Genomic DNA, 25,573 nt, shown 5'->3' with positions numbered 1-25,573 from the left:
CCGGGCTCATGAACGCAGCAGCAAGCAAGCTGGAGGCAGCACGATGACCTTCCCACCGCAGGGCGGCCCGCAGCGGCCGTACGATCCGCGCAACCCAGGCGACCCGCGGAACCAGCAGGACCCTCGCACCCAAGAGGGCCCTCGCACCCAAGACCCTGGGCAGGGTCGGCCGAACGGGCAGGACGCTGCAACCGGGCACGGGGCGCCCAACCCCCAGACCCCACAGCAGGGCCAGTACGGGCAGCAGCCGCAACAGAATCAGCACGGCTCGTACGGTTCCGGACAGCACGGCCAGCACGGCGCGACCAGCACTGCGGGGCCGGGCCGGGGCAACGAGCAGGGCCGGCCCGACCAGCAGTACTCACAGCCAGGTCAGCAGTATCCGCAGGCCGGCCAGCAATATCCGCAGCCCGGGTACTCGGCCGCTTCGGCCACGCCTCCCGGCGGCGCGGGCACGGGAACTGCGACCGGCGCGGGCTCCGGGACCGGCTACGGCGTGAACTCGGGCTACGGCGTACCCTCGGCGACCAACTCCGGCTACGGCGCACCGTCGGCGACGAGCTCCGGCTACGCCACACCGAACACGGGGTACGGCGTTCCTGGAGGGGGGTACGGCTCCTCGAACGGGGCTCTGTCAACCGGGATTCCTCCGGCTCAGGGCTTCGGGTACCAGCAGCCGACGGGTTACCCGACGCCAGGGGCCCCCGGTTCCGGCTTCGCTGCGGCCGGCCCAACTCCGAACGGCAAGCCGCGCCGCAACTCACGACTGCTGCTCATCCTCGCGATCCCGGCGGCGGCGCTCATCGCGGGTCTCGGCGGCTATTTCATCGGGGAGAGCAACGGCAGTGTTCTTGCGGCGGAGCCGTTGCAGGCGGAGGTGACTCGCGTGCTGCAGGACGACTTCGGGCTCGTGGAAGTCAGCGATGTCATCTGCCCGGAGCAGGTGAAGGCCGACCAGGGGTCCGAGTTCCAGTGCACGTTCACCTACGCGGAGCAGGACCAGTCGGTGACCGTCACCGTTTCCTCCGCCGACGGCCAGGTCGTCGTCGGCGCGCCCGAGTAACCGCCGCCCGTCACCGAGCGGACGCGGGTCACAGGACGCAGACGCCGCCAGCCTCCAGACTGCCCGTTGACCGGCAAGCGGCCGAGTCCCAGCCCGTCCGCGCGAGACGGCAGGGTCAAGAGGCTGTCCAACATCAGTGCGCTATCAGTGCGCTGAGCCCGCCCAAGCTTCAATCGGCTGGAAATCGCACTCATTTCGGACAGGCGGGCTCCGAGTCGGCCCCGCCACAGCCCGTCCCAGCCCCTTCGGCCCGAAGGCCTTGACTCGCCGGCGCTACGCGGTCCCGTTCGGCCCGACGATCGGCAGCGCGACGCCATCGACGAGCAGCTCGCACTCGGGGCGGTCGGCCACCGCGACCGCGACGCGCGACGCGAGGTGCTCGGGCATGGCGGGGAGCGCATCCACTGGGAACCAGGCGACGTCCACGGACTCGTCATCACCGACGGCAGCCTCGCCGGAGACCCACGTGCACCGGAAGACGAGGTCGCAGTACTGCGCTCGGTCGCCCGTCGCGTGGACGATCTTCGGCGAGACGCTCAATCGCACGAGCCGGTCGACGCGCACCTCGACCATCGCCTCCTCGAGGCTCTCCCGCACGGCGGCTGTCGCGGGATGCTCACCGGGGTCGACGATGCCCGTCACGGGACTCCACACCCCGTTGTCGGAGCGGCGAACCAGCAGCACCTCCTCGTCGGCGGGCACAGCCTCGCCAGCCGGCCGAGATCCTTCGACCGGCGACAGGTCACCCGCGCGTGCACGCGGGCGGATGATGACGGCGGTCGAACCGGCAAGCCAGAGCGGATGCTCCGGCCCGATCTTGGCACGCAGGTCGGCGACGAATTCAGGAATCGGCATGGGGTCTATCCAACCGCAACACCGAAGATGAGGCCCAGCACGTAGGTGACGGCGGCCGCTCCGTAGCCGATGAGCAGCTGGCGTCCCGCGCGGCGCCACGGCGGGCCGCCCGAGAGCACGCCGACGATGGCGCCGGTCGTGAGCAGCGCGATGCCGACGACGATCGCGGAGACGATGACGGCCGTCAGCCCGCTCATGCCGAAGATGTAGGGCAGCACCGGCAGGAGTGCGCCGGCGGCGAAGAAGCCGAAGCTCGAGAGGGCCGCTGTCCACGCGGTGCCGAGCTCTTCGTGCTCCTCATCGGCTGCCTGCAGGGCGATGGGGCCCGAGGCGGGGTCGGCTCCCTGCAGCGCGAACACGCGATGCGCGTACCTGCGCGCCTCGGCCTCGTCCATGCCCCGCGCCCGGTACACGAGCTCCAGCTCGTTCGCGTTGACGTCGAGCCGCTGAATGGTCTGCGGCGTGTCAGGGCTGGGCGTGGATGCCTGCAGCAGTTCGCGCTGCGACCGCACCGAGACGTACTCTCCGGCGGCCATGGAGAGGGCGCCGGCGAGCAGCCCGGAGAGGCCGGTCGCGAGGATGATGACGGTCGGAGCGCCGGTCGCGCCGATGCCGAGCACCAGGGCCAGGTTCGAGACCAGGCCGTCGTTCGCTCCGAACACGGCAGCCCTGAACATGCCCGACATGCGGGACCGGCTGCGCATCGCGAGGCCGCGCACGACCTCTTCGTGGATGCGCTCGTCGGCGGCCATCTCCGGCGTCGCATCCGCTTCTCGCTCGTACGGGGACCTCGACTCGGCCCGCTGGATGAGGGCAAGCACGAACAGGGAGCCGAAGCGGCGAGCGAACCACCCGAAGAGACGCGTGCCGAGGTGGGCGCGGACGCCGCCGTCGCCGGCAGGGCCGAGCAACCGCAGCCAGTGCTCCTCGTGGCGCACCTCAGCGTTGGCGAGGCCGAGGAGGATCTCCTTCTCCTCACCTTCGCGTTTCGCGGCGAGGTCCCGGTAGACGGAGCCCTCGGCGCGTTCGTCGGCGAGGTAGCGGCGCCAGCGGCGGATGTCCGCAGGGGTGGGTTCCCGCGTGAGGTCCCCGGTCCCCGGGACTGGCGGTGGTGTCTGTGGCATGGCCGTGCATCCTTCGTGCGGATGCCTCGAGCCCTGTGGAGCACGGGCATCGTTGGCAACGTTCAGCCAACGCTACGCGCGCGCCTCCTGGTTTCCGCAACCTCGCGGAGATGTTCGGCGCACCTGAGCGGGGGTCAGGGTCACTGCCCGGGGGCGCCGGCCTCGGTCACGGAGACGTCCGCGCGCGTGAAGTTCATGAAGGAGCGGGATGCGGTCGGTCCGCGCTGCCCGAGGTACCTGGAGCTGTAGATCGCTGACCCGTAGGGGTGCTCCGCGGCGCTGGAGAGCTGGAAGAAGCACAGCTGCCCGATCTTCATCCCTGGCCAGAGCTTGATCGGCAGGGTCGCGACGTTGGAGAGCTCCAAGGTGACGTGTCCGGTGAAGCCGGGGTCGATGAAGCCGGCCGTGGAGTGCGTGAGGAGTCCGAGGCGGCCAAGCGAGCTCTTGCCTTCGAGGCGCGCGGCGACGTCGTCGCCGAGGGTGACGCGTTCGAACGTGGAGGCGAGGACGAACTCCCCCGGATGCAGGACGAACGGCTCGTCGGGCTTCGACTCCACGAGCCGGGTCAGCTCTGGCTGTTCCTCCGACGGGTCGATGAACGGGTACCGGTGGTTGTCGAACAGCCGGAAGTACCGGTCGAGGCGCACGTCGATGCTCGAAGGCTGGATGAGCCCCGGCTCGTACGGCTCAAGGCCGATGCGGCCAGTCTCGACGCCCTGTTTGATGTCCCGATCGCTGAGAAGCACGTCGCCAGCCTAGTTGCTCGCCGGGAGCCGACGGCTAGGCTCAGCCCGTGAGCAGAAACGTGTGGACCGTCATCGGGGTTGTCGTGGCCGTCGTCATCGCGTGGTGGCTCGTCGATGTGCTCTTCCACCTGGCGTGGATGGTGGCCCGTCTGAGCATCGTCGCGGTGGTCGCTGTCATCGTGTTCTTCGTGATCCGGGCCCTCGTCACAAAACGCGACTGACGCCGACCGGGCGCCCTTGCGGTCTCGAAGCGGCGTGCATGTACGATGGTCGAGTCCGCAGGCCGAGTGCCGGCGGGTGCGCGGATGTAGTTCAATGGTAGAACTTCAGCTTCCCAAGCTGATAGCGCGGGTTCGATTCCCGTCATCCGCTCCACGAAGAAGGCCAGGCCGGATGCAGTTCGCATTCAGACCTGGCCGTTCTCGCCTTCTGGAGGCAGTCGCCGCGGTCAGCAGTCGCCGCGGTCAGCTCTCGCCGCGACCGGTCTCGTGCTGCAGCCGGTCGATGTGCTCCGACGCCTCCGCCTTCGTGATGTCCGCAGGGATCTCCTCGCCCGCCTCGCGAGCGAGCGTGTCGAGGTAGCTGCGCTGCGCACCGGTCATCGGCTCATCGCCGGTGACCCACGTCGACGGATCCTTCTCGGTACCGTTCTCTCCAGGCTCGGTCGCGCCGAGCATTTCACCTTCGTGTGTCTCTGCCATGTCCGCGACAGTAGGCGGCGCTCCTGGCTGGCGGCCCGACGGATGCTGGGAATATGTGTTCGAATCCGGGCGACCAGCGCACCTCGGGGTGCTAGGAATCAGAAGTCGGCGATCACGATCTTCTTCATCTGCATCATGCGCTCGTACCCCCCTGGCCTCGCCATCAGCTCGCCCATGTTCGCGGGCACGATCTGCCAGCTGACACCGAACTTGTCCACCAGCCATCCGCACTGCTCCGCCTCGGGTACGGCGGTGAGTGCATCCCAGTAGCGGTCGATCTCGGCCTGGTCGGAGCAGTCGACCTCGAGCGAGACGCCGCAGTCGAAGCCGAACTCCTGTCCGGCACCGTTGTCCATGGCGGCGAACCACTGCCCCGCAAGCTGGAAGTCGGCGTACATGATCGCCCCGGCCACAGCCGGGCCTGACGGAGCCGGATACTCGGCGACGGTCCCGATGCGGGACTCCGGGAACAGGGATACGTAGAGGTCGATGGCCTCGCGCGCCCTGTTCTGCGCTTCGCGACCGAACATGAGGCTCGGGACGATGAATGGACGAGGCTCGTCAGCCGTGCTCAGCCCGTCGGGGTCGACGAGCATGAGCTGCCAGCTCACGCCGTACCGGTCTTCGATCCAGCCATAGTGCGGACTGAACGGGTACTCCTGCAACGGCATGAGGGCCTTGCCACCCTCGCTGAGCCCTGCCCAGACCCGGTCGATCTCCTCGCGTGCCGACGCCGCGTCTCCACCGAGCACGCGGGGGTCGAAGTTGAGCATGAACGAGATCGACGGATTGGGCCTGAACTGGTCGCCCGCGTTGATGAGCGTGAACCGGTACTCGTCGATCTCCACGCCCACGACGAGCGGGAGGCCGGCGAACTCCTTCTGGAAGTCGAGGAGGTCGGTCTCGGGATACCTGGCTTCCACTGACGTCGTCGTCTTCCGGAAGATGGAAGCGTAGAACTCGCCCGCTTCCTCGGCGTTCTTGTTGAACCAGAGGTTCGGGATGATCTTCTGCATGACTCGCTACTCCTGCACGCGTCGGTAGTTCCGGGCCCAGTCGAACCCACTGGCAAAGTTACTCCCGACTACCGACATTGGCCGCGCGCCCGGATTCCGGGTCGGAGCGAACATCCAGACTGCGCCTACTGCAATCCCGCCGTGAGCCGCGCGAGGTTGTCGAGCACGGTCGAGCGCATCGGCTGCTTGCGCCACTCGAACATGGTGAGCTCGCGCGAATGCTCACGGTAGTCCTGCTGCACCTCGCGGAGGTCCTCGACGAAGTCAGCGCTGCGCACCATGAGCGACACCTCGAAGTTGAGGGAGAACGAGCGCATGTCCATGTTCGACGACCCGATGACCGCGACCTCGTCGTCGATCGTGAAGTGCTTGGCGTGCAGGATCGTCGGCGACTTGTACATCCAGATGCGCACCCCCGCGAGCAGCAGCGCCTCGTAGTAGGAGCGCTGCGCGTGGTAGACCATCGCCTGGTCGCCGATCTCGGAGACGAACAGCTCGACGACCACACCGCGCGCGGTTGCAGTGGTGATCGCGTACAGCATCGACTCGTCTGGAACGAAGTAGGGGCTCGTGATGATGATCGACTTCTGGGCGACGTAGAGCAGATTGAGGAAGAGGCGGAGGTTGTTCTCGCTGGGGTAGCCGGGACCGCTCGGCACGATCTGGCAGTCCATCCGCGCTTCCTGCGGCATGGTCTCGACGTCGGTGAGGTCCTCGGGGATGATCGTGCCCGATTCCGAGTACCAGTCGGTGATGAAGACGGCGCTGACGGCGTGCACGGCCGGACCCTCGAGGCGCACCATGAGGTCGTGCCAGTGGAGCCCGCGGCGGATGTTGCCGCGCTTGTTGTACGTGGAGTCGACGACGTTCTGCGAGCCGAGGTACGCGGAGTTGCCGTCGACGATGAGCAGCTTCCTGTGGTTGCGCAGGTCGGGCCGCTGGTACTCGCCGCGCCACGGACGCACCGGCAGCATGTAGTGCCACTCGGCGCCTGCCCGCTCGAGGGCCTTGAGGCGGGACAACGTGTGCTTGCGATACCCGGGCACTCGGATGGACGCGATGTGGTCGAGCAGGATGCGCACGCTCACGCCGCGGGCGGCGGCCCGGTCGAGGGCATCGAAGATGGGGAGGGTGGTGTGGTCGCAGGCGAGGATGTAGAACTCGATGTGCACCCACTTCTCGGCCGTGTCGATCTCGGCGGCCATCGCCAGGATCGTCTCCTCGTAGCCTCCCTGCAGCACCACCTCGTTGTCGCTGATGAGCGGCATCGCCGTGTACGTGCGGTTGAGGGCGACGACGGAGTCGAACCACGGCGGGTCGGTGTGCTCGGTGGGTTCGACCTCCACGCTCGAGACGGCCATGTTGATGAAGGTCGTGACCTCCTGCTGGCGCTCCATGCGCTTGGCGGGGAGGCGGAAGCTGCCGAGCAGGAGGAAGGCGACGACGCCGACGTACGGGATGAGGAAGATGGCCATGAGCCAGGCGATGCCGACGCTCGGCTTGCGGTTGCGGGGCACGACGATGATCGCGATGACGCGGATGATCAGGTCGATGATCGCGAAGATGAAGCCGGCGCTGATCGTGATGTGCGGAATCTCGGCCATCTGGTCTCCTCGGGGTACTAGGGGACAGCGTAGGGCAACGGATGCGCGTGGCGAGGCCTCGCATCCACTCGGGAAGCTTGTTGCACTTTCGGCTAGAAGTGCAATACTGCACTTGTGACCGATAGTGCAACGAGCCTGCGCGCCCGCAAGATGGCGCAGATGAGCCGCGACCTCGCGGCGGCCGCCCGCAGGCGAGCCCTCGATGCAGGACTCGCCGGTTTCACGATCGAGGAGCTCTGCGAGCAGGTCGGGATCTCCCGGCGGACGTTCTTCAACTACTTCGCATCGAAGGAAGACGCAGTTCTCGGCATCTCCGCTCGGCGCGACACGGCGCACCTCGACGAGGACTTCGTGGCTGGCGGTGACCCGCAGAGCAAGCACCTGAGCCGCGACCTCCTCGAGGCGCTCACCCGTCTCGCACTCGAGCGGTGGCGGATAGACGACCCCGAACCCGACCCCGTCCGCGTGCGCGAGGTCATGGCCGTCATCGACCAGGAGCCGCGCCTCTTCAAGCGTGTGCTCGAGCACATGTCGAGCGACGAGAAGCGCGACGTGGCACTCGTCGAGCGACGCGAGGGGCTCCCCGCCGGCGACCTCCGCGCCTCCGCCGCCGTGCAGATCCTCATGTCGATCATGCGGGCGAGTGCGTTCGAGTTCTTCACGACCGACAACGCCGACGACATGGAGACGGTCGTCCGCAGGCGCGTCGACGCCATGCGCGCCGTGCTGCAGCGCTGATCCTCTCCCCTCCCGCGGTTCGCCGCATCCCCCACCGCACTCTTCGAACGGACCAACGCATGACCTCCACCGCACACGCGCCTGCCGAGCCGCAGTTCCTGCTGACGAAGCGCCGGATCTGGACGATCTTCGGCGCCCTCATCGCAGGAATGCTGCTCTCGAGCCTCGACCAGACGATCGTGTCGACCGCGATGCCCACGATCGTCGGCGAGCTCGGCGGCGTCGACCACCAGGTGTGGATCACGACGGCCTACCTGCTCGCGACGACCATCGTGATGCCGATCTACGGCAAGTTCGGCGATGTCCTCGGGCGGCGGAACCTGTTCCTCGTCGCGATCGCGATCTTCACGCTCGCCTCCGTGGGGTGCGCCTTCGCGGACAGCTTCTGGGCGTTCGTCGTGTTCCGCGCCCTGCAAGGACTCGGCGGCGGCGGCCTCATCATCCTGTCGCAGGCGATCATCGCCGACATCGTGCCGGCGAGCGAGCGCGGCAAGTACCTCGGCCCGCTCGGTGCGGTCTTCGGCCTCTCCGCGGTCGGCGGCCCACTTCTCGGCGGTTACTTCGTCGACCACCTGACGTGGCAGTGGGCGTTCTACATCAACATCCCCGTCGGCATCGCGGCCTTCATCATCGCGGTCGTCGCACTGAAGCTGCCGAGCAAGAGGGCGACGAAGCGCATCGACTACCTCGGCGTCATCTTCCTATCGGCCGCAACGACGTGCCTCATCTTCTTCACCGACTTCGGTGCGGATGCCGAGCACGGCTGGGGTTCGATGGTCACGTGGGCGTGGGGTCTCGGACTGCTGGTTGCGGCAGCACTGTTCGTCTTCGTCGAGTCGCGCGCCGAGGACCCGATCATCCCGCTCGGTCTCTTCAAGAACCCGATCTTCGTGAACGCGACGGCCATCGGGCTGACGCTGGGCATCGGCATGTTCGCGGCGATCGGCTTCGTGCCGACGTTCCTGCAGATGTCGTCCGGCACCTCGGCGGCGGCGTCCGGCCTGCTCATGCTGCCCATGATGGCGGGCCTCATGGGCACGTCGATCGCGTCCGGCATCCTGATCTCGAGGACCGGCCGCTACCGCATCTACCCGATCATCGGGACGGTGCTCACGGGGCTCGCGATGGTCGCGATGACGACCCTCACGGCGGATACGCCGGTCTGGTTGATCTGCGTGTTCCTGTTCTTCTTCGGGGCGGGGCTCGGCCTCATCATGCAGGTGGTGGTGCTGGTGGTGCAGAACGCGGTTCCGGCTGCGGAGATCGGCACGGCGACGAGCACGAACAACTACTTCCGCGAGGTGGGTGCGGCGCTCGGCACGGCGGTGTTCGGCGCGATCTTCACGACGCGCCTCACCGAGAACCTGACGTCGGTGTTCACGGCGAGCGGGGCCAGCCCGGCGGATGCGGCGGCGGCGACGTCATCGATCGACCCGCAGACGTTGTCGCAGCTGCCTGACGAGGTGCGAGATGGCATCGTCACGGCGTATGCGGATGCGCTGGCGCCCGTGTTCTGGTACCTCGTGCCGTTCATCGCCCTCGCGTTCCTGCTGTCGCTGTTCCTGAAGCAGATCCCGTTGTCGGATGTCGCGGGGCTGGTGGCCCGCGGTGAGGCGGTTGGCGGCGACGAGGCTGAGGAGCTGGATGCGGCGGCCCGGGGCGGCGCTCGGGCAGCGCACGCGGGTGTCGCAGAGACGGCACAGGTCGACGCGGCGGCGGGCACGGGCACGGGCACTGCGACGACGGTTGCATCGGCCAAAGAGGGGCCTGATCAGGCGTCTGACATCGGGCCGCAGCGCGACTAGCGTCCTGTCGTCACGGGCCGGCTCACTGAGAGCTTCGTCGCTACTCAGGCGGCTGGCCCGTTGGCGAACGCCCGGGCGGCTCGGAGCGCGGCCTCGACGCGCATCCCCTCGAAGGGAAGGACGGCAACAAGCGCGTCGCGAGTGAGGTCGGGGCCCAGCTGCGCGGCGCGGAGAACGGCTTCGGTGTCCACGCGTTCGGGCGCTGATTCCGGGTCGTCGAGTTCCATGGCGGCGCCTTGGAACCAGTCGTCGGCGGCGTCGAGCATCCGTTGTTCGCTGAGCGCGGGCAGCACGTGCCGGTCGAGGCCGTCGGCGACGCCGTGGTCGACGGTGTGCCAGTCGGCTTCACCGCGGTCGAGCCAGGAGACGAACCCGAGCCAGGGCTGCTCGTCACCGCTGGACCACTCGCTGCCCGATTCGTCGCGAACGGCGGCTTCGACGTGTTCGATCGCCCAGTCGGGGAGACCGGCAGTGGGGTCGATGCCCGTCTGATGCGTCTCGGAGTGGTCGCGGTCGATACCGCTGAGGACGGCGCGGCCGGTGGTGAGCGGAGTGAGGCGGGCCCAGCTGCCGCCGCCGTCGGAGTAGAACCAGCCGTGGGCGTCGGCGCGCGCGTTGTGGTTGTTCTCACCGAGGATCGCCGTCTCTATGGCGGCCGCCAGCGCCCAACGTCCCCTTATGACCTCGAGGGGTGGGAAGTGCTGAGCGCGGATTCGCGGCATGCGTCTATTCTCGCGAGCTGTCGGTCGACAGCTCCTGGGCGACGGGGTCGGCGACATGACCTGGGACGAGGTCGGGGGCCGAAGCCCTGAACTCCACGGGGCGCGCCGAGTTGTCACTTGAGCGAATCTGGCTGAGGCTGACCCTTGGCCCTGTTGCGGGCTCGACCTTCCAGACGCGGTCGGCCGAGGGCACGATGACGAGCCTTTCCAGGTGGACTTCGTGGTGGTGGAAGCTGCACAGTGCGATGCCGTTGCTGGTGTCGGTGAGACCTCCCTGCCACCAGGGTCTGACGTGGTGGAATTCGATCATGTCGTAGGGGAACTCGCAGCCGGGTGCCCGGCAACCGCTGTCTCTGGCGAAGATCGCTCTTCGCTGAGCGGGGCTGAAGAGTCGTCGCTTGCGACCCAGCTTGAGCACTTCTCCGTCGTCGTCGACGAGGGCGGCCCGGATGATGCCGTCGCACAGGATGCGCCTGGCGACGTCGATCGCGGCCGGTTCGCCGGAGTGCTCGAAGCGCGGTACATCGGCCAGGCTGTCGATGGCTCCGAGGAGCCCTGTGCGAGTGACCGAGACGACCAGGGTCGGAGCCTCGCCGCCCGTGCGCGGCGCGGCCGGGGACTCAGCATGCTGCGCGAACACCGACACGAGAGCGTCGATGCGCCGTTGGGATGGGCTGCGCTCGTCTCGGATCGGCACCTCAGGCTCGTGCACACCGGACGTGCCGGGCACACCGAGTACACCTGACGCATCGGGCACACCGAGTACACCTGACGCATCGGGCACACCGACTGCACCGGACGCACGAAGCGTGGCGTCATGGCCGGCGTCTTCCTCGTCGCAGGCGTGATCGCGCCTCGGCGAGAGGTACGCGTCGAGGACTCGCTGCAGGATCTCGCCCTGCTCAGGCGTCGCGAGGAGTCGCCCCTGCACCATTCCGTCGGAGCGGCGCGTGAAGGAGAGACCGCGCTTCTCGGCTTGGCGCTCCGCGTTCGGCTCCGCACCGTCGGGGTCGAGGAAGGCAACCCACACGGCCGCCTGCTTGGCGAGGCGCTCAGGCGAGGCGGGCTCGTCGTCTTCTGGCGTGAGTCCGCAGGCTGCCCGCACGAGCTCGTACTCCGCACGATCGAGGGCGGAGACATCAGCGCGACCATCGGCCTCACGCAGCCCTCTGGCGATGGCTGATGCCTGCGAGAGGGTCACTCGCCCTTCTGCGACGGCGACCGCGACGTGGCCCCGCGTCGGCTGCAGCGGCTCACCCGTCATGCTGATCGTCTCGCGAGTCGCCTCCGCGAGTTCTCGCATGGCGCCCGCCTCACCTCTCCGGAGCCCGAGGGTCTGCTGCACGGCCTCGTGCACCGATCTGAACCCACCGCGCCGAACCAGCGACCCTGAGAATGCCACGGGGGTCACCTCGTCGCGCCCGAGCAGCTCGGCGGTCATCTCGAGGAGGGTCGCGTCGAGCATCCGCTTGCGTGCGGCCAGCTCTTCGAATGCGGCGAAGAACTCCGTATCGAGCAGGGATGCGACGGGACGGCGCCCGTCGATGAGCGCCTCGACTCCCGGAGTCGCGTTGACAGCGGCCTCGCGAACGGACGCCGCAACACCTGCCGGAAACGACACAGCGCCCGAGCACGAAGCTTCGTCGTCGCGCAGATTCTGCGTTTCATCCCACATCTCGACCTCCCCCAAGATCCAGCTCCACCCTACCATGTTCTCGAACATATATACGAGTATCCACAGTAGATTCTCTCCGCCGCGGCCCCGCTAGCGGCCCACTCACTGCACCTCGGAGGTGGTGACCAGCCTGAGCCACGGCCCCGGCGGCACGTCCTCGACGTCGACGAACGCCCAATCGACGAGGTCGGCGACGGGGAGACACCCGCGCACGTTGGTGAGCGATTCCCCTGCCTGGACGTCCAGACCGCGAGCCGCAACACGACCGACGCCCGCGGTTGACACAATCGCCCCCTCTTCGCCCATCCGCAGGGGATACCCTTCGTTCACCTCAAGAATTCTGCGACTGGATGCATCTTCCGTGGTTCCCACACTCTTCCCCTGGCTCGACCCCGAAACGATCATTCACGGCGCGGGTCCCTGGGCGCTGCTCGTCGTCTGCCTCATCGTGTTCTCGGAGACCGGACTCCTCGTCGGCTTCCTGCTGCCCGGCGACACGCTGCTGCTCATCACCGGCCTCCTCGCCTTCTACCCCGGCATCGGCTTTGACATCTGGTGGGTGTGCCTCGCCATCGGCCTCGCCGCGTTCCTCGGAGGCGAGGTCGGCTACCTGATAGGCCGCAAGGCCGGCCCGAGGATCTTCGAACGCAAGGAGAGCGGCCTCTTCAGCATGAAGAACGTCGAACGCACCAATGCCTTCTTCGAGCGCTTCGGCGGCCTCGCCGTCATCGTCGCCCGCTTCGTGCCCATCGTCCGCACATTCGCTCCCGTCGCGGCCGGCGTCGGCAAGATGGACTACCGCAAGTACACGATCTACAACCTCATCGGCGCCCTCATCTGGGGGGCCGGCCTCACCTTCGCCGGTTACCTCCTCGGCTACGTGCCCGTGCTCGGCGACTTCATCCGCGAGTACATCGACGTGATCCTGATCCTCGCCGTCCTCGCGACCGTCGTGCCCACGACCATCCACTACCTCCTCAACGCACGGAAGTCGCGGCGCGAAGCTCAGCAGCTGAGCGGTGAAGAGGCGGAAGCCCTCGCCCTCTCGCCGAAGGACTTCGACCAGAAGCTGGGCGACTGAGCGCCGCACGAGAGGAAACCGGACGGCGCGAACCGCCCGTCACAAGCCCAGCCTCGACGCGTTGCGGCACGTTTCGCACCGCCGACCGACGCCTCCAGTGAGACGTAGGCTGGCCTTCCGCGGCATCGTCTGCCGCGTCTCTGACGGCGTTGCAGTGAGGAGTTCTGTTCTCGGATGAGTGGCATCTGGCGGTACCAGTCGACTTCGATCCCCCTCAGACTGGCGAACGCCGGAGCGGTCGTCGCTCTTCCTCTGCTCGCCGTCGAACAGCTCGGAGATGTCGCGGTCGGCGGGTTCCTCGTCGCCGTCGCCCTCTTCCCGAGCGTCATCGCCGCGCCGCTCGTCGGCGCGCTCCTCGACCGGATGCGCCGGCCCCGCCTGCTCCTCATCATCGGCGGTGCCATCACAGCCGCCGCGTACCTGTTCGCGTCGCAGCTCGGCACCCTGCCGATCGGCGTCATCGCGCTCATCCTGGCGGTCGCCGGCTTCGTGGCCCCCGCATACATGGGCGGCCTCTCGAGCTTCGCGCCAGACAACATCGAACCCGTTCGCAAGGCGTATGCGCAGGACGCCCTGTCCTACACGATCGCGTCGGTCGGCGGGCCCGCGCTGGCCGCGCTCGCGATCCCGCTCGCCGGGTCCGCTCGGCTCGCGATGGTGCTCCTCGCAGCCCTCGCGTTCATCGGGGCGATGGCCGGGTTCGGCATCCGGATGCACCCGAAGGCGGGCACCGTCGAAGGGCTCGGCCGCACCATCGCCCGCGGCATGACCTACCTCGTGCGGCACAAGCCGATCGCGATCGTCACCACGGCGGGCACCGTCAGCCAGATCGCCGGTGGCGCGCTCGGCATCGCCGCGATCGCCATCTCCCTGGAGCGCACCGGCTCGGAGGCATCCGCCGCCTGGATCGTCACGGCCTACGCCATCGGCGGCCTCGCCGGCGCACTGTTCATGGCCGTCAGGACCTGGACCACGCGCGGCCCCGTCTGGGTCATGGGCATGGGCTTCGTCGCGACGGGCGCGTTCCTCCTCATCGCCGTCCCAGCGCTCCCCGTCGGCTTCACGTTCGCCGCCGTCTTCATCGCCGGCCTCTTCGCGGCCCCCGCGAACGCCGCCATGATGCTGCTGCGCGACAAGGAGAGCAAGCCGAACGTGCGCTCCCAGGTCTTCACCATCGGCGCAGGACTGCGCGTCACCGCCGCCGCGATCGGCGCCGCCGTCGCAGGCCTCATCGCCGGGTTCGACGCCGGATGGCTCGTCGCCGGCATGGCCATCATCTGGATCCTCTCCGGCGCCATCCTCTGGTTCTTCCCTAACCCGCCGGCCCGCACCGGCGTCATCCCCGTGCAGAAGGGCCCGCGGGCGCCGTAGGGGTGCGGCGCGGGCCGCGACGCGCGATCACTGCCAGCCAATTGGCCCTGGACGCGAGCCAGACCTCAATCGCTGCCAGCGGCCCGAGCCTAGCTGCGGGGTGGTGGCGCCCGCGGTATCCACCCGGTATCCGTCCCCGCGCCCGCAGCATCCGTTCGGCAGTCGCTGCCAGTCAAGTGGCCCAATCGCCGCCGCACGACTCCATCGCTGCCAGCCAAGTGGCCCTTCAGCCTCTGCCAGAGGGGCTACTTGACTAGCAGCGATCGAGTGCGGCGGCGGATGCGTGCGCGGGTGGGGTGGGGTGGGGTGGGGTGGGGCTACGCGAGGCCCACGATCAGCCAGACGACGGAGCAGAGCAGGAAGCCGCCGAGGCCGAGCACCGTCGTGAGGACCGTCCAGGTGCGAAGGCCGTCCGCGACGCTGAGGCCGAGGTAGCGGGTGACGACCCAGAAGCCCGAGTCGTTGACGTGCGACAGGCCGAGGGCGCCGAAGGACATCGCGAGGGCGAGGAGCGCGACCTGGATGGTGGAGAAGTCGCCTCCGAGGACCGACGCGCTGAGCAGCCCGGCTGTCGTGAGGATCGCCACGGTTGCCGACCCCTGCGCGGCTCGCAGCGCGAGCGAGATCAGGAACGCCAGGAGCATGAGGGGCATTCCTGTCGCGAGGAGCGTCTCGCTGAGCGCCGTTCCGATGCCGCTCTCCGTGAGCACGCGGGCGAACGATCCGCCGGCTCCGGAGACGAGGATGACGATCGCGACGGGCGGCAGAGCCGATTCGATGACCTCGCCCAGCCGGGTTGCGTTCCATCCTCGACGGAATCCGAGGAAGAAGCTCGCGAGCAGCACTGTCACGAGCAGAGCGAACAGCGGTGCGCCGATGAAGCCGAGCACGTTGCGGACCGGGTCGCCGGCCGGGAGCAGCGTGGCTCCGACCGTGCCGAGGGCGATCATGACCAGCGGGGTCAGGATGAGCGCCATGATCATTCCCGAGCTCGGGGGTGCGACCGTGCCGGTCTTCGTCGAGGTTGCGACCGCCGACGTCCCCGCGCCTGCTCCGTCGACGATCGACTCGGTGTCCTTCTCGGTCCCGAACGCTGCGAAGGAGGCCGCGGTGCTCGGCAGCATGGTGATGTCGCGACGGTTGAGCCACTTGGAGACGAAGTGCGCCACCACGGCGAGGGGCAGGCACACTGCGAGCCCCAGGATGGTCACCCAGCCGAGGTCGGCCCCGAGGATGCCGGAGCCGCCGACGATGCCCGGGTGCGGTGGTACGGACACGTGCACGGCGAGCATGATGCCGCCGATGGGGAGGCCGAACTTGACGGGGTTGACGCCTGCCGCCTTGCAGAAGCCGTAGATGATCGGCACGAGGATGATGAAGCCGACGTCGAAGAACACTGGGATCGCGAGCACGAGGGCCGCCGCGGTGAGTGCGCCGGCGACGCGCTTCGGGCCGAGGATCTTCGTGAACCGGCCGGCCAGGCTCGACGCGCCGCCGGAGATCTCGATGATCTTGCCGAGCATCGCGCCGAGTGCGACGAGGATGGCGACCGAGCCGAGCACTCCGCCCATGCCGGCGATGATCGATTCGATGACGCCGAGCTTCGCCGGCTCCAGGTCGGTTTCGGGGATCGTGACGAGCGGCAGTCCCGTCGCGAGACCGACGAGGATGCTGACGATGAGCAGCGCCAGGAAGGCGTGCACCTTGAGTTTGATGATCAGCAGCAAGAGGAATGCGATTCCTCCGACGCCGATGGTGAGCAGCAGCAGTGTGGACAAGTTCGTCTCCTTTGACGAGAACGACGGGGCGAGAGCGGGGGCTCGCGCCGAGGGAGTGTCTGGGGGCCTAGTCGGTGGTCTTCGGGGCGAGGGCGAGGATGACGGCCGAGTCGTCGGCCGCGCCGAGACCTTGCGCCTGCCCGAGGAGGTACAGCTGCTCGGCGGCTGCTGCGACCGGCGTGGGGAGTCCGACGGCGCGGCTCGCCTTGCCGACGATGCCCATGTCCTTCACGAAGATGTCGAGTCGGCTGAGCACCTCGGCGCCGTCTTCGTCGTAGGCCTCCAGGATGCGCGGCCCGCGATTCGCGAGCATGAACGAGCCGGCGGCACCCGCCCCGAGCGTCTCGAGCGTCTTCTCGGGGTCGAGGCCGAGTCGCTCGGCGAGGGCGAGCGCCTCGGCGGCGGCGGCGATGTGCACGCCGCACAGCAGCTGGTTGACGGTCTTGAGCGCCTGGCCGTCGCCGGGGCGGTCGCCCACGACGGTGAGCGTGGATGCGAGCAGCTCGAGCACGGGCTGCGCCTTCTCGCGGGCGGCAGGGGTCGCGCCGACGACGATGAGGAGGTCGCCCTGGCCCGCGCGGACGGGACCGCCCGACAGGGGCGCATCCACGAGCTCGACCGAGTGCTGCTCGAGGCGGGTGACGACCTCGGCGATGCCGTCGGTGCCGACCGTGCTCGTGAGGATGACGACTGCGCCTTCGTCGAGCTTGTCGGCGATGCCGTTCGCGCCGAACAGCACGTCGTGCAGCTGCTCGCCGTTGCGGACGGCGAGGAGGACGGCGTCGACGCCCGTGACGGCGCTGGCCGCGGAGTCGTGCGGCACGATGCCCGCGGCGGCCGCGAGGTCGAGGCGCGGCTGCGCGATGTCGAAGCCGTTGACGGTCAGCTGGCTGCTGAGGCGCGTGGCCATCGGCAGGCCCATCGCGCCGAGCCCGAGGACGGCGACGGAGTAGGAAGAGGAGGTCATGGTTGCTCGTTTCTCAGTGCGTGGTGAGGTCTCAGCGCTGTTGCTGATCAGTTGGCTACGGGTGCGGATGCGGGTGCTGCCGCGCCGGCCGTGGGGACGACACCGGTCGCGGCGCTCGCGTGGAACTTCTCGACGACCCGCGCGAGCGAGTCCTCGTCGCCGACGTTGCCGGCGAACACGACGTAGGGGATGCCGTCGGCCGGTCCCCCGACCGCCTGCCAGAGGGAGACGATGCCCGGGAGCATGGGGCCGCGCACAACCGCGTGGCGGATCTCGAGGCCATTGGTGGCGACGTCGCTCGAGGTGATGCCGCCCTTGGCGATGACGAAGCTGGGCGGCGTCTCGCGGAGCGCGTGGGCGACGACCTCGCAGACGGCGGCCGAGACGTTCCTCGAGATGGCGAGCGACGCATCCGCATCGTCGGTCTTCACGAGCTCGCGGCTCGTGTGGAGGATGACGTCCCCGACCGCGAGCGCCTCGATGACGCGCGCCTTGGCGTCGTCGAGGTGCGCCTCGCGATGGTCGGCGTCGATGATCGCCGAGACGGAGAGCTCGACGGTCGGGAGGTCGGGGTGCTCCTGGTGGAGGGCCGCGAGCTGGCGGGTCGTGAGGTCGACGTGCGAGCCGACGACGATGAGGCCGCCGGCGGCGGACGCGTCTGCGCGAGCGCGCGTGAGCTCGGCAGGTTCGAGGGGCGAGGCGATCTCCTGCCCGATGCGGGCGCGCACGAAGGGCGGGCCCACGCGGTACAGGAACTGCTTGCCGTCAGCCTCTGCAAGCTCGAGCCCGAGGGCGACGATGCGGATGTCGTCCTCGATGACCACGTCGACGACGATCGGCTGGCCGTCGCGCGCGTCCTGCAGCATGGCGGCGACCGCCTCCGGCCCGCTACGGATGATGTCGAGCGAGAGCACGGTGACGTCGGCGGCCGCCCAGCGGCCCTTCGTCTTCTCCTCGACCCACTCGGGCAGGGCCGAGCTGCGGAATCCGAACGTCGCGTCCCTCGCGAACTCCGTCTCGGCGACGGGCACGAGCTCGCCGTTCTGGCGGTAGTAGTGGATGCCCCCGATGGTGACCCTGCCGGCGTCGGGGAAGGCGGGGACGATGAGGACGCCGTCGGGAACTGGGCCGCCAAGCTCTTCGAGCGTCGCCGCGATGACGTCGGTCTCGAGCGGGTAGTGGCCGCGCAGCGTGCTGTCGCCGCGGCTCACGAAGGCGACGCGGCGTTCGAGGCGCTCGGCGGCGGCGAGGGCCGCCGTGACGATCTCGCGGTTGCGCGCGGCGGCGGACTCCGCGTCCAGGCTTCGGGTGTTGGTGAGCACGTAGACGGCGTCGCGGCCCTGCTCGAGCGCCCAGACGAGGTCGTCCTGCTCCCAGCGGGTGAGGACGGGGAGGTCGGCGACCGACTGCGTCCCCGTCGGGTCGTCGTCGAGGACGATGAGGGTCACTCCCGACTCGCGGACCCGGTCGGCGACCTCCGCGGCATCGACGCGCACTGGGGCGGGGTACTGCTCGAGCAGTCGGGTTTCATCCATCAGAGAACTCCCTTGTAATCGGATATCAGATAGCTTGCGCCCGGCGAAGAGTGTTGTCAAGGAGATATCTGATATCTAGCTCGGGATGCCCGGCCTCGACCGAGGGGCCCACCCGGGCGCGAGCCCCGCCTCGGGGTCAGGCCTGCGGCCCGAGCACGTACTGCTGCAGGTCATCCGCCGTCTGCTGCATGTGCGACTCCATCGCCGCACGGGCCGCCGCCGGCTCACTCGAGCGGAGCGCCTCGAGGATCCCCGCGTGCTCGCGGATCGCATTCACCTGCACCTGCGGCACGGCCGAGGTCTCGTAGCGGCGCTCGTACAGGAAGCGGCCGAGCGGCTCGAGCAGGACGCGCAGGAACGGGTTGCCACTGGCCCGGAGCACCACGTCGTGGAACGCGATGTCGGCCGTCACGAACGTGTGCACGTCCTCGGCGGCGGATGCGGCGCGCATCTCCTCGAGGTACGCCTCGAGTCGCTCGAGGTCGTCTTCCGTGCGCAGGGGCGCCGCGAGCTCGCACGCGCCGGTCTCGATCATCCGACGCAGCTGCACCAGCTGCACCGACGCCTGCGCTTTGCCTTCCGTCGAGGTCGCGGCGCGCAGGAGCGGCTCGATGCCGGTCCAGTCCTCCATGGGCAGCACGCGGCCGCGCGTGCCGGGGACCGGCTGCACGACCCCCTGCGCCTGCAGCGTCTTGAGCGCCTCGCGAAGGGTCAGACGGTTCACGCCGAGCCGCTCAGCAAGGTCGATCTCGCGCGGCAGCGGCGCCCCCTGCGGCAGCTCCCCCGAGATGATGTCATCGAGGAGCCGGTCGCTGACCGACTGAACAAGCGACGCTCTCGCCATGGTGACCTCCGGTGGTGACCTCCGAACTCGCAATGGTAGTCGGCGGGCGGCGGAGGTGTGGGGGTGGGGCAGCGTCACGGCAGGGTGACGGCGACCTCCACGACGAAGTCGTTCGCATCTTCGCCGATGACGCGCTGGCGCACCTCCGGTGACTTGAGCGCCACCCCACGCTCCGCGAGCGCGTCGAAGAGGGCGACGACGGCCGGATGCACGGAGCCCTCGGGCAGGTCAGCGCCGTCTGACCGCCACACGGCGACGAGATCGGTTCGCGGTGGCAGCTCGTCGGCGAGGATGCGCTCGTCGGCCCACGACGCATCGTCGGGTTTCGGAAGGCGCACGACCGGCCAGCAGAGCAGCATCTGCAGTTCGGGTGCCCTCGCCGGGCTGCCGGGGGCCTCCCGCAAGGACGTCCAGAACGCTGGCCCGGGCTCGAGACCGGCCTCGACGCAGTGCTGATACAGGTCCGCGAAGGCTCGATTCGCGTCCTCATCAGTCGGCGCGGCTCCTTCCCTGCCAGCGCCATCCACGCCTGCTCCGTCCAGGTCGGCGGTCAGCTGAATCACGCGCGCCACGAAAGGAGTGGCCCCGAGTCGCCGCTCCTCGACGACGACCGGGCGCGCGAATGCCGCGAGCACTGCATCCGCAGCCGTCATGGCCGCATCCTCGGCATCACGCTGCTGCAGCACATTCACCCGGTGGCGACGCAGCACGTCGGCCACGTCGCCGTCTCGAAGAGCCCCCGCGGCGGCAGGCAAGGGAACGCCGGCTGCCCGCAGCGCCTGCAGCAGGGCGCCGTCGCGCACCTGCGACTCTGCGTACCTGCGATACCCGGTCGCCGCATCCACTTCGAAGGGGACAAGCGCCTTCGTCTCGTCGTAGTGACGCAGCGCCTTCACGCTGATGCCGGTCGTGTTCGCGAATTCTCCGATGGTGAGCATGACTCAAGCCTGCCGCCTCCCGTAACAGGAAGGTCAAGGGCGGGAATACACGGGAACGCTGGCCGGTTAACCCCTATACCCCCAAGGGGTATACGCGACACCGCACCACGTCGCCAAGCCGAGGAGAAGCCCATGAGCACACAGCACGAAGCGCACACCCACAAGCCGGGCCAGGCGACCACGCACGGCCAGCCTTCCGAGCACGAGCATGAGCACACCCACGCGGGGTACGAGGACGAAGCGCACACCCACGCGGGGCACGGGGACTCGGCAGGGCATGCCGGCCACGCCGGCCACGGCGCGGATCACGTCGCCCAGTTCCGGCGCCTGTTCTGGATCAACTTCGTCATCGCCGTACCAGTGGTCGGCTTCTCGAGCATGTTCGCGATGCTCGTCGGCTACGAGATCCCCGACTTTCCCGGCGCGGCCTTCATCGCGCCCATCCTCGGCACCGTGATGTACGTCTGGGGCGGGCGCCCGTTCCTGACCGGCGCGATCAGTGAGCTCAGGGCACGCAAGCCCGGCATGATGCTGCTCATCGCGCTCGCGATCACCGTCGCGTTCGCCGCATCGTGGGGTGCGAGCCTCGGCCTCCTGCACCACGACCTCGAGTTCTGGTGGGAGCTCGCGCTGCTGATCGTCATCATGCTGCTCGGCCACTGGATCGAGATGCGCTCGCTCGCGCAGACCACCTCGGCACTTGACTCCCTGGCGGCGCTGCTGCCGGATAGCGCCGAACGCGTGGAGGGCGATCGCATCGTGCAGGTCTCCCCCGCCGAGCTGGCCGTCGGCGACGTCGTCGTGGTTCGCCCGGGTGGGAGCGTGCCGGCGGACGGCAGGATCACGGAGGGCAGGGCCGAGATCGACGAGGCGATGGTCACCGGCGAGTCGCGCCCGGTGTCCCGCGGCGTCGGCGACACCGTCACGGCCGGGACTGTCGCGACCGACTCCGGTCTGCGCATCCAGGTGACCGCGACTGGCGACAACACGACCCTCGCCGGCATCCAGCGGCTCGTCACCGAAGCACAGAACTCGACATCCCGAGCGCAGCGGATCGCCGATCGGGCCGCCGCCTGGCTGTTCTGGTTCGCCCTCGGTGCAGCCGCCATCACGGCCATCGTCTGGACGCTCGTCGGCAACCCTGACGCCGCCGTCATGCGAACCATCACCGTCCTCGTCATCGCCTGCCCCCACGCACTGGGCCTCGCGATCCCGCTCGTCGTGTCGATCGCCACAGAGAAGGCGGCGCGCAGCGGCGTCCTCATCAAGGACCGCCTCGCGCTCGAGAGCACCCGCACCGTCGACGCGGTCCTCTTCGACAAGACCGGCACCCTCACGAAGGGCGAGCCGACGCTCACCGAGATCGCGATCGCAGGCAGCTCCGCAAGCGCCCTCACGGCCGACGAGATACTCGCGATCGCGGCTTCCGCGGAAACCGACAGCGAGCATCCGCTTGCCAAGGCCATCGTCCGCGCGGCGGCCGAGCGCGGCCTCACCGTGCCGGCGGCGTCGAACTTCAGCTCATCACCGGCGGTGGGCGTCACGGCGACCGTCGACGGTCGCGAGGTTCGTGTTGGCGGGCCACGCCTCCTCGAGGCGCTCGGCGCATCCGAGATCGGCGAAGCGGATGCGTGGCGCGAGGACGGGGCGATCATCCTGCACGTCGTGCGAGACGGCGCGGTCGTGGGCGCCCTCAAGCTCGCCGACGAGATCCGCCCCGAGTCGCGCGAGGCCGTGGATGCGCTCCACCGCCTGGGCATCGAGGTCGTCCTGATCACGGGTGACGCCGAAGCCGTGGCCCGAAGCGTCGGCGAGGAGCTCGGCGTCGACCGCATCTACGCCGGCGTGCGGCCCGAGGACAAGTCGGCGAAGGTCGCCGAGCTGCAGGCCGAGGGCAAGAAGGTCGCGATGGTGGGTGACGGCGTGAACGACGCCCCAGCACTGGCGCGCGCCGACGTCGGCATCGCCATCGGGGCTGGCACGGACGTGGCGATCGCGTCCGCCGGGGTGATCCTCGCGAGCGATGACCCCCGCTCCGTGCTCTCCGTCATCAAGCTGTCGCGAGCGAGCTACCGCAAGATGACGCAGAACCTCTGGTGGGCGGCCGGCTACAACCTGCTGTCCGTGCCACTCGCGGCGGGCATCCTCGCGCCCGTCGGGTTCATCCTGCCCATGTCGATCGGCGCCGTGCTCATGTCGCTCTCCACGATCGTCGTCGCCCTCAACGCGCAGCTGCTGCGCCGCGTGGACCTCTCCCCCAGTTCGAGCGCGCTCGTGAAGTAGCTGCACTGGGTGGTCGCTGCCTGTGTCCCCAACCGCCTGCGAGCCCGCAGCGGTTGGGAACGCCGGCAGCGATCGACATCAGTCCCCCCCCGCGTAGACTGACCGCATTCCCCGGGAGGAGCAACGATGCCCGAACCGAAGCATCCAGAGAAGCACGCGAAGCCCGTCGACGGCGCCGCGCGCATCGTGGAGAACATCGACGAGACCGCCGCCATGTTCTCGGAGCCGAAGATCACAGCCGTCGGCATCCCCGCCGTGCTCAACTCGCTCAAGGTCACGACGGCGCAGATGGGCCCGACGCGCACGGCCCGCACCCTGCTGCGCATCAACCAGAAAGACGGCTTCGACTGCCCCGGATGCGCGTGGCCGGAGGGCAAGCACCGCAGCCCCGCCGAGTTCTGCGAGAACGGCGCGAAGGCCGTCGCCGAGGAGGCCACGAAGCGGCGCATCCCGCCGAGCTTCTTCGCCGAGCACTCCGTCGAGGAGCTGCGCACGTGGGACGACTACTCGCTCGGCCAGCAGGGCCGCCTGACACACCCCATGCTGCTCGACGAGGGCGGCACGCACTACCGCGCCGTCAGCTGGGACGAGGCGTTCGACATCATCGCCCACGAGTTCGCCCAGATGTCGAGCCCGGACGAGGCCATCTTCTACACCTCGGGCCGCACGTCCAACGAGGCCGCGTTCGTCTACCAGCTGTTCGTGCGCGGACTCGGCACCAACAACCTGCCAGACTGCTCGAACATGTGCCACGAGTCGAGCGGCTCGGCCCTCGGCGAGACCCTCGGCATCGGCAAGGGCTCCGTGAGCCTCGAGGACATCCACGAGGCCGACCTCATCATCATCGCCGGCCAGAACCCCGGCACCAACCACCCCCGCATGCTGACCGCGCTCGAGAAGGCGAAGATCAACGGCGGCAAGATCATCGCCGTGAACCCGCTGCCGGAAGCGGCGCTCATGCGGTACGAGAACCCGCAGACCGTACGCGGCATGGTGCTCGGCGGCACCGCCCTGAACGACCTGTTCCTGCAGATCAAGCTCGGCGGCGACCAGGCGCTCTTCCAGGCGCTGGGGCGCATCCTGCTCGACGCCGAGGAGGCGAACCCTGGCACCGTGCTCGACGCCGAGTTCATCGCCGCCAAGACGGAGGGGGTGGATGCGTACCTCGAGTCGCTCCGGCGGCTCGACTGGGCGGAGATCGAGACCGCGACGGGCCTCACCGAGGCCGAGATCCGCGAGGCCGGCAAGATGCTGCTCGCCTCGAAGTCGACGATCGTCTGCTGGGCCATGGGCCTCACACAGCACAAGCACTCCGTGCCGACTCTGCGCGACTGCGTCAACCTGCTCCTCCTGCAGGGCAACATCGGAAAGCCGGGTGCGGGCGTCTGCCCCGTGCGCGGGCACTCCAACGTGCAGGGCGACCGCACGATGGGCATCTTCGAGAAGATGCCCGAGTCGTTCCACGACAACCTCGACGCCGAGTTCTCGTTCGCCTCCCCCCGCAAGCACGGCTACGACACGGTCGAGGCGATTCGCGCCATGCGCGACGGCAAGGCCCGCGTCTTCATGGCGATGGGCGGCAACTTCTCCCGCGCGACGCCGGACACGGCCGTGACCGAGGCCGCCATGGAGTCGCTCGCACTCACCGTCCAGGTGTCGACCAAACTCAACCGCTCGCACGTCGCGACGGGACGCCGGGCCCTCATCCTCCCCACCCTCGGCCGCACCGAACGCGACCGACAGGCGGGCGGCACGCAGCGCGTCACCGTCGAGGACTCCATGAGCGCGGTCCACGCCTCGCGCGGACGCCTCGAGCCGGCCAGCGATGAGCTGCTGAGCGAGGTCGCCATCGTGACGATGCTCGCCGAGCGGGTCCTCACCCGATCGCGGCCGAACGTGCCGCAGGTGAACTGGGCCGAGCTGCGCGCCGACTACGCGAACGTGCGATCGTCCATCTCCCGTGTCATCCCGGGCTTCGAGGACTTCGAAGCCAAGCTCGACGAGCCGGGCGGGTTCATCCTGCCGAACGGCCCGCGCGACGGCCGCGACTTCTCGAACATCGGCGGCACGGCGAAGTTCACCGTGAACGAGCTCGAGTACCCGAAGGTGCCGGAGGGTCGCCTCCTGCTGCAGACGCTGCGCTCGCACGACCAGTTCAACACCACCATCTACGGCAAGGACGACCGGTACCGGGGCGTGAAGAGCGCGCGGCGCGTCGTGTTCGTCAACGAGGCGGATGCGCGCGACCAGGGCCTCGCGGACGGGGACCACGTCGACATCGTCTCGGAGTGGCCGGGCCGCGACGGCACTGTCGAGGAGCGCCGGAGCGACCGCCACCGCATCGTGGTCTACTCGACGCCCCGCGGCTGCGTCGCCGCGTACTACCCCGAGACGAACGTGCTCGTGCCGCTCGACTCGACCGCCGACGTCAGCAACACGCCGACGTCGAAGTCGGTTGTGGTGCGCCTGGAGAAGCTCCCCTCCTAGGAGCACGCGAGCCCCGAACTTGCCCCGAGCCCTCCGAAGGCAGGCCTGAACCTCGACTCCCACTTCACATGCTCAGAGAGCTGCCAGACGAACGGGACCGGTCCGTGACTACGCTTTCGGGGCGGAGTCAAGCCGATTCCTTAGTGTACGAAAGATCGGGCGGAGGGGCGCCCGGACACTTCTGGCCCTCCTCCGTCCTCTGAACGCGGGACCCGAGATTCGGGTCCGCGCCATGAGAGG

Annotated in this window: 22 protein-coding genes and 1 tRNA gene; 9 read left to right on the top strand and 14 right to left on the bottom strand. The window is 68.9% G+C overall.

The genetic code is table 11. The features are described 5' to 3' along the window. Window positions 1–43: 43 nt before the first annotated feature. Window positions 44–1,063: a DUF4333 domain-containing protein gene (locus tag ABVF28_RS06985; protein WP_371029951.1), complete on the top strand. Its 1,020-nt coding sequence runs from the start codon at window positions 44–46 to the stop codon at window positions 1,061–1,063. A 273-nt stretch (window positions 1,064–1,336) separates the two neighbouring features. Here the strand turns inward: ABVF28_RS06985 and ABVF28_RS06980 are convergent, their stop codons facing one another. The 3 genes from ABVF28_RS06980 to dcd all read right to left on the bottom strand — a co-directional run bounded on the left by ABVF28_RS06980 (window position 1,337) and on the right by dcd (window position 3,788). Continuing rightward, window positions 1,337–1,918, bottom strand: coding sequence for an NUDIX domain-containing protein (locus ABVF28_RS06980; RefSeq protein WP_104313222.1), 582 nt, complete (start codon window positions 1,916–1,918; stop codon window positions 1,337–1,339). Between the two features lie 5 nt (window positions 1,919–1,923). Next, entirely contained in the window at window positions 1,924–3,042 is a 1,119-nt protein-coding gene (locus ABVF28_RS06975; RefSeq protein ID WP_371029950.1) for a VIT1/CCC1 transporter family protein, read from the bottom strand. 140 nt (window positions 3,043–3,182) lie between these two features. Next, entirely contained in the window at window positions 3,183–3,788 is a 606-nt protein-coding gene (dcd, locus tag ABVF28_RS06970; protein WP_104254259.1) for a dCTP deaminase, read from the bottom strand. A gap of 47 nt (window positions 3,789–3,835) precedes the next feature. Between dcd and ABVF28_RS06965 the strand changes: the two genes are divergently transcribed. Together ABVF28_RS06965 and ABVF28_RS06960 are read left to right on the top strand one after the other, a co-directional pair. Continuing rightward, a complete protein-coding gene (locus tag ABVF28_RS06965; RefSeq protein ID WP_167516542.1) occupies window positions 3,836–4,009 on the top strand; it encodes a hypothetical protein in 174 nt (57 codons plus the stop codon). 80 nt (window positions 4,010–4,089) lie between these two features. Continuing rightward, a tRNA-Gly gene (locus ABVF28_RS06960) sits at window positions 4,090–4,163 on the top strand. Between the two features lie 89 nt (window positions 4,164–4,252). Here ABVF28_RS06960 and ABVF28_RS06955 read toward each other — a convergent pair. The 3 genes from ABVF28_RS06955 to cls all read right to left on the bottom strand — a co-directional run bounded on the left by ABVF28_RS06955 (window position 4,253) and on the right by cls (window position 7,109). Further along, window positions 4,253–4,489, bottom strand: a complete 237-nt coding sequence (locus ABVF28_RS06955) for a DUF3072 domain-containing protein (protein ID WP_104254270.1) — start codon at window positions 4,487–4,489, stop codon at window positions 4,253–4,255. Between the two features lie 98 nt (window positions 4,490–4,587). Further along, window positions 4,588–5,505, bottom strand: coding sequence for a VOC family protein (locus ABVF28_RS06950; protein ID WP_371029949.1), 918 nt, complete (start codon window positions 5,503–5,505; stop codon window positions 4,588–4,590). Between the two features lie 125 nt (window positions 5,506–5,630). After that, window positions 5,631–7,109, bottom strand: coding sequence for a cardiolipin synthase (cls, locus tag ABVF28_RS06945; protein ID WP_104313227.1), 1,479 nt, complete (start codon window positions 7,107–7,109; stop codon window positions 5,631–5,633). 114 nt (window positions 7,110–7,223) lie between these two features. Here cls and ABVF28_RS06940 point away from each other — a divergent pair, with 114 nt between their 5' ends. Together ABVF28_RS06940 and ABVF28_RS06935 are read left to right on the top strand one after the other, a co-directional pair. Further along, on the top strand, window positions 7,224–7,847 hold the full coding sequence (locus ABVF28_RS06940; protein ID WP_371029948.1) for a TetR/AcrR family transcriptional regulator: 624 nt from the start codon (window positions 7,224–7,226) through the stop codon (window positions 7,845–7,847). Window positions 7,848–7,906: 59 nt separating this feature from the next. Continuing rightward, window positions 7,907–9,652, top strand: coding sequence for an MDR family MFS transporter (locus ABVF28_RS06935; protein WP_371029947.1), 1,746 nt, complete (start codon window positions 7,907–7,909; stop codon window positions 9,650–9,652). A 44-nt stretch (window positions 9,653–9,696) separates the two neighbouring features. On the opposite strand, the gene ABVF28_RS06930 is transcribed toward ABVF28_RS06935, so the two are convergent. From ABVF28_RS06930 to ABVF28_RS06920, 3 genes are read right to left on the bottom strand one after another with little or no spacing between them, the layout of a single operon-like run. After that, entirely contained in the window at window positions 9,697–10,374 is a 678-nt protein-coding gene (locus tag ABVF28_RS06930; RefSeq protein ID WP_371029946.1) for a hypothetical protein, read from the bottom strand. A 4-nt stretch (window positions 10,375–10,378) separates the two neighbouring features. Next, window positions 10,379–12,097, bottom strand: coding sequence for a DUF222 domain-containing protein (locus ABVF28_RS06925; RefSeq protein WP_371029945.1), 1,719 nt, complete (start codon window positions 12,095–12,097; stop codon window positions 10,379–10,381). A gap of 54 nt (window positions 12,098–12,151) precedes the next feature. Continuing rightward, a complete protein-coding gene (locus tag ABVF28_RS06920; protein WP_146080857.1) occupies window positions 12,152–12,379 on the bottom strand; it encodes a hypothetical protein in 228 nt (75 codons plus the stop codon). A 31-nt stretch (window positions 12,380–12,410) separates the two neighbouring features. Here ABVF28_RS06920 and ABVF28_RS06915 point away from each other — a divergent pair, with 31 nt between their 5' ends. Together ABVF28_RS06915 and ABVF28_RS06910 are read left to right on the top strand one after the other, a co-directional pair. Beyond that, the gene (locus tag ABVF28_RS06915; RefSeq protein ID WP_308807226.1) at window positions 12,411–13,130 is read left to right on the top strand and encodes a VTT domain-containing protein; all 720 of its coding nucleotides are present in this window, start codon (window positions 12,411–12,413) and stop codon (window positions 13,128–13,130) included. Window positions 13,131–13,304: 174 nt separating this feature from the next. Continuing rightward, on the top strand, window positions 13,305–14,501 hold the full coding sequence (locus ABVF28_RS06910) for an MFS transporter (RefSeq protein ID WP_371029944.1): 1,197 nt from the start codon (window positions 13,305–13,307) through the stop codon (window positions 14,499–14,501). A 317-nt stretch (window positions 14,502–14,818) separates the two neighbouring features. Here ABVF28_RS06910 and ABVF28_RS06905 read toward each other — a convergent pair whose 3' ends face one another. From ABVF28_RS06905 to ABVF28_RS06885, 5 genes are all read right to left on the bottom strand, one after another. Next, entirely contained in the window at window positions 14,819–16,279 is a 1,461-nt protein-coding gene (locus tag ABVF28_RS06905) for a GntP family transporter (protein WP_371029943.1), read from the bottom strand. Window positions 16,280–16,346: 67 nt separating this feature from the next. Beyond that, entirely contained in the window at window positions 16,347–17,246 is a 900-nt protein-coding gene (locus ABVF28_RS06900; protein ID WP_179555592.1) for an NAD(P)-dependent oxidoreductase, read from the bottom strand. A 47-nt stretch (window positions 17,247–17,293) separates the two neighbouring features. Further along, on the bottom strand, window positions 17,294–18,784 hold the full coding sequence (locus tag ABVF28_RS06895; RefSeq protein ID WP_371030024.1) for a four-carbon acid sugar kinase family protein: 1,491 nt from the start codon (window positions 18,782–18,784) through the stop codon (window positions 17,294–17,296). A 133-nt stretch (window positions 18,785–18,917) separates the two neighbouring features. Beyond that, the gene (locus ABVF28_RS06890) at window positions 18,918–19,625 is read right to left on the bottom strand and encodes a FadR/GntR family transcriptional regulator (protein ID WP_211891347.1); all 708 of its coding nucleotides are present in this window, start codon (window positions 19,623–19,625) and stop codon (window positions 18,918–18,920) included. Window positions 19,626–19,699: 74 nt separating this feature from the next. After that, window positions 19,700–20,563, bottom strand: a complete 864-nt coding sequence (locus tag ABVF28_RS06885) for a MerR family DNA-binding transcriptional regulator (RefSeq protein ID WP_371029942.1) — start codon at window positions 20,561–20,563, stop codon at window positions 19,700–19,702. A 132-nt stretch (window positions 20,564–20,695) separates the two neighbouring features. Here ABVF28_RS06885 and ABVF28_RS06880 point away from each other — a divergent pair, with 132 nt between their 5' ends. Beyond that, window positions 20,696–22,846 (top strand): heavy metal translocating P-type ATPase, encoded by a 2,151-nt coding sequence (locus tag ABVF28_RS06880; RefSeq protein WP_371029941.1) that lies wholly within the window; start codon window positions 20,696–20,698, stop codon window positions 22,844–22,846. Window positions 22,847–23,059: 213 nt separating this feature from the next. Continuing rightward, on the top strand, window positions 23,060–25,333 hold the full coding sequence (locus ABVF28_RS06875) for an FdhF/YdeP family oxidoreductase (protein WP_371030023.1): 2,274 nt from the start codon (window positions 23,060–23,062) through the stop codon (window positions 25,331–25,333). Window positions 25,334–25,573: the final 240 nt, after the last annotated feature.

Source organism: Pseudoclavibacter sp. JSM 162008, assembly GCF_041366455.1.
Classification (GTDB): Bacteria; Actinomycetota; Actinomycetes; order Actinomycetales; family Microbacteriaceae; genus Pseudoclavibacter.
Note: the sequence above shows the minus strand (reverse complement) of the source record. Positions and strands in the feature narration are given on the sequence as shown.

Coding starts and splice junctions, on each gene's coding strand:
- ABVF28_RS06875 (WP_371030023.1), top strand. CDS start 23,060: ATGTTCTCGGAGCCGAAGATCACAGCCGTCGGCATCCCCGCCGTGCTC.
- ABVF28_RS06950 (WP_371029949.1), bottom strand. CDS start 5,505: ATGCAGAAGATCATCCCGAACCTCTGGTTCAACAAGAACGCCGAGGAA.
- ABVF28_RS06890 (WP_211891347.1), bottom strand. CDS start 19,625: ATGGCGAGAGCGTCGCTTGTTCAGTCGGTCAGCGACCGGCTCCTCGAT.
- ABVF28_RS06955 (WP_104254270.1), bottom strand. CDS start 4,489: ATGGCAGAGACACACGAAGGTGAAATGCTCGGCGCGACCGAGCCTGGA.
- ABVF28_RS06930 (WP_371029946.1), bottom strand. CDS start 10,374: ATGCCGCGAATCCGCGCTCAGCACTTCCCACCCCTCGAGGTCATAAGG.
- ABVF28_RS06910 (WP_371029944.1), top strand. CDS start 13,305: ATGAGTGGCATCTGGCGGTACCAGTCGACTTCGATCCCCCTCAGACTG.
- ABVF28_RS06885 (WP_371029942.1), bottom strand. CDS start 20,563: ATGCTCACCATCGGAGAATTCGCGAACACGACCGGCATCAGCGTGAAG.
- ABVF28_RS06975 (WP_371029950.1), bottom strand. CDS start 3,042: ATGCCACAGACACCACCGCCAGTCCCGGGGACCGGGGACCTCACGCGG.
- ABVF28_RS06925 (WP_371029945.1), bottom strand. CDS start 12,097: ATGTTCGAGAACATGGTAGGGTGGAGCTGGATCTTGGGGGAGGTCGAG.
- ABVF28_RS06900 (WP_179555592.1), bottom strand. CDS start 17,246: ATGACCTCCTCTTCCTACTCCGTCGCCGTCCTCGGGCTCGGCGCGATG.
- ABVF28_RS06985 (WP_371029951.1), top strand. CDS start 44: ATGACCTTCCCACCGCAGGGCGGCCCGCAGCGGCCGTACGATCCGCGC.
- ABVF28_RS06935 (WP_371029947.1), top strand. CDS start 7,907: ATGACCTCCACCGCACACGCGCCTGCCGAGCCGCAGTTCCTGCTGACG.
- ABVF28_RS06880 (WP_371029941.1), top strand. CDS start 20,696: ATGAGCACACAGCACGAAGCGCACACCCACAAGCCGGGCCAGGCGACC.
- ABVF28_RS06980 (WP_104313222.1), bottom strand. CDS start 1,918: ATGCCGATTCCTGAATTCGTCGCCGACCTGCGTGCCAAGATCGGGCCG.
- cls (WP_104313227.1), bottom strand. CDS start 7,109: ATGGCCGAGATTCCGCACATCACGATCAGCGCCGGCTTCATCTTCGCG.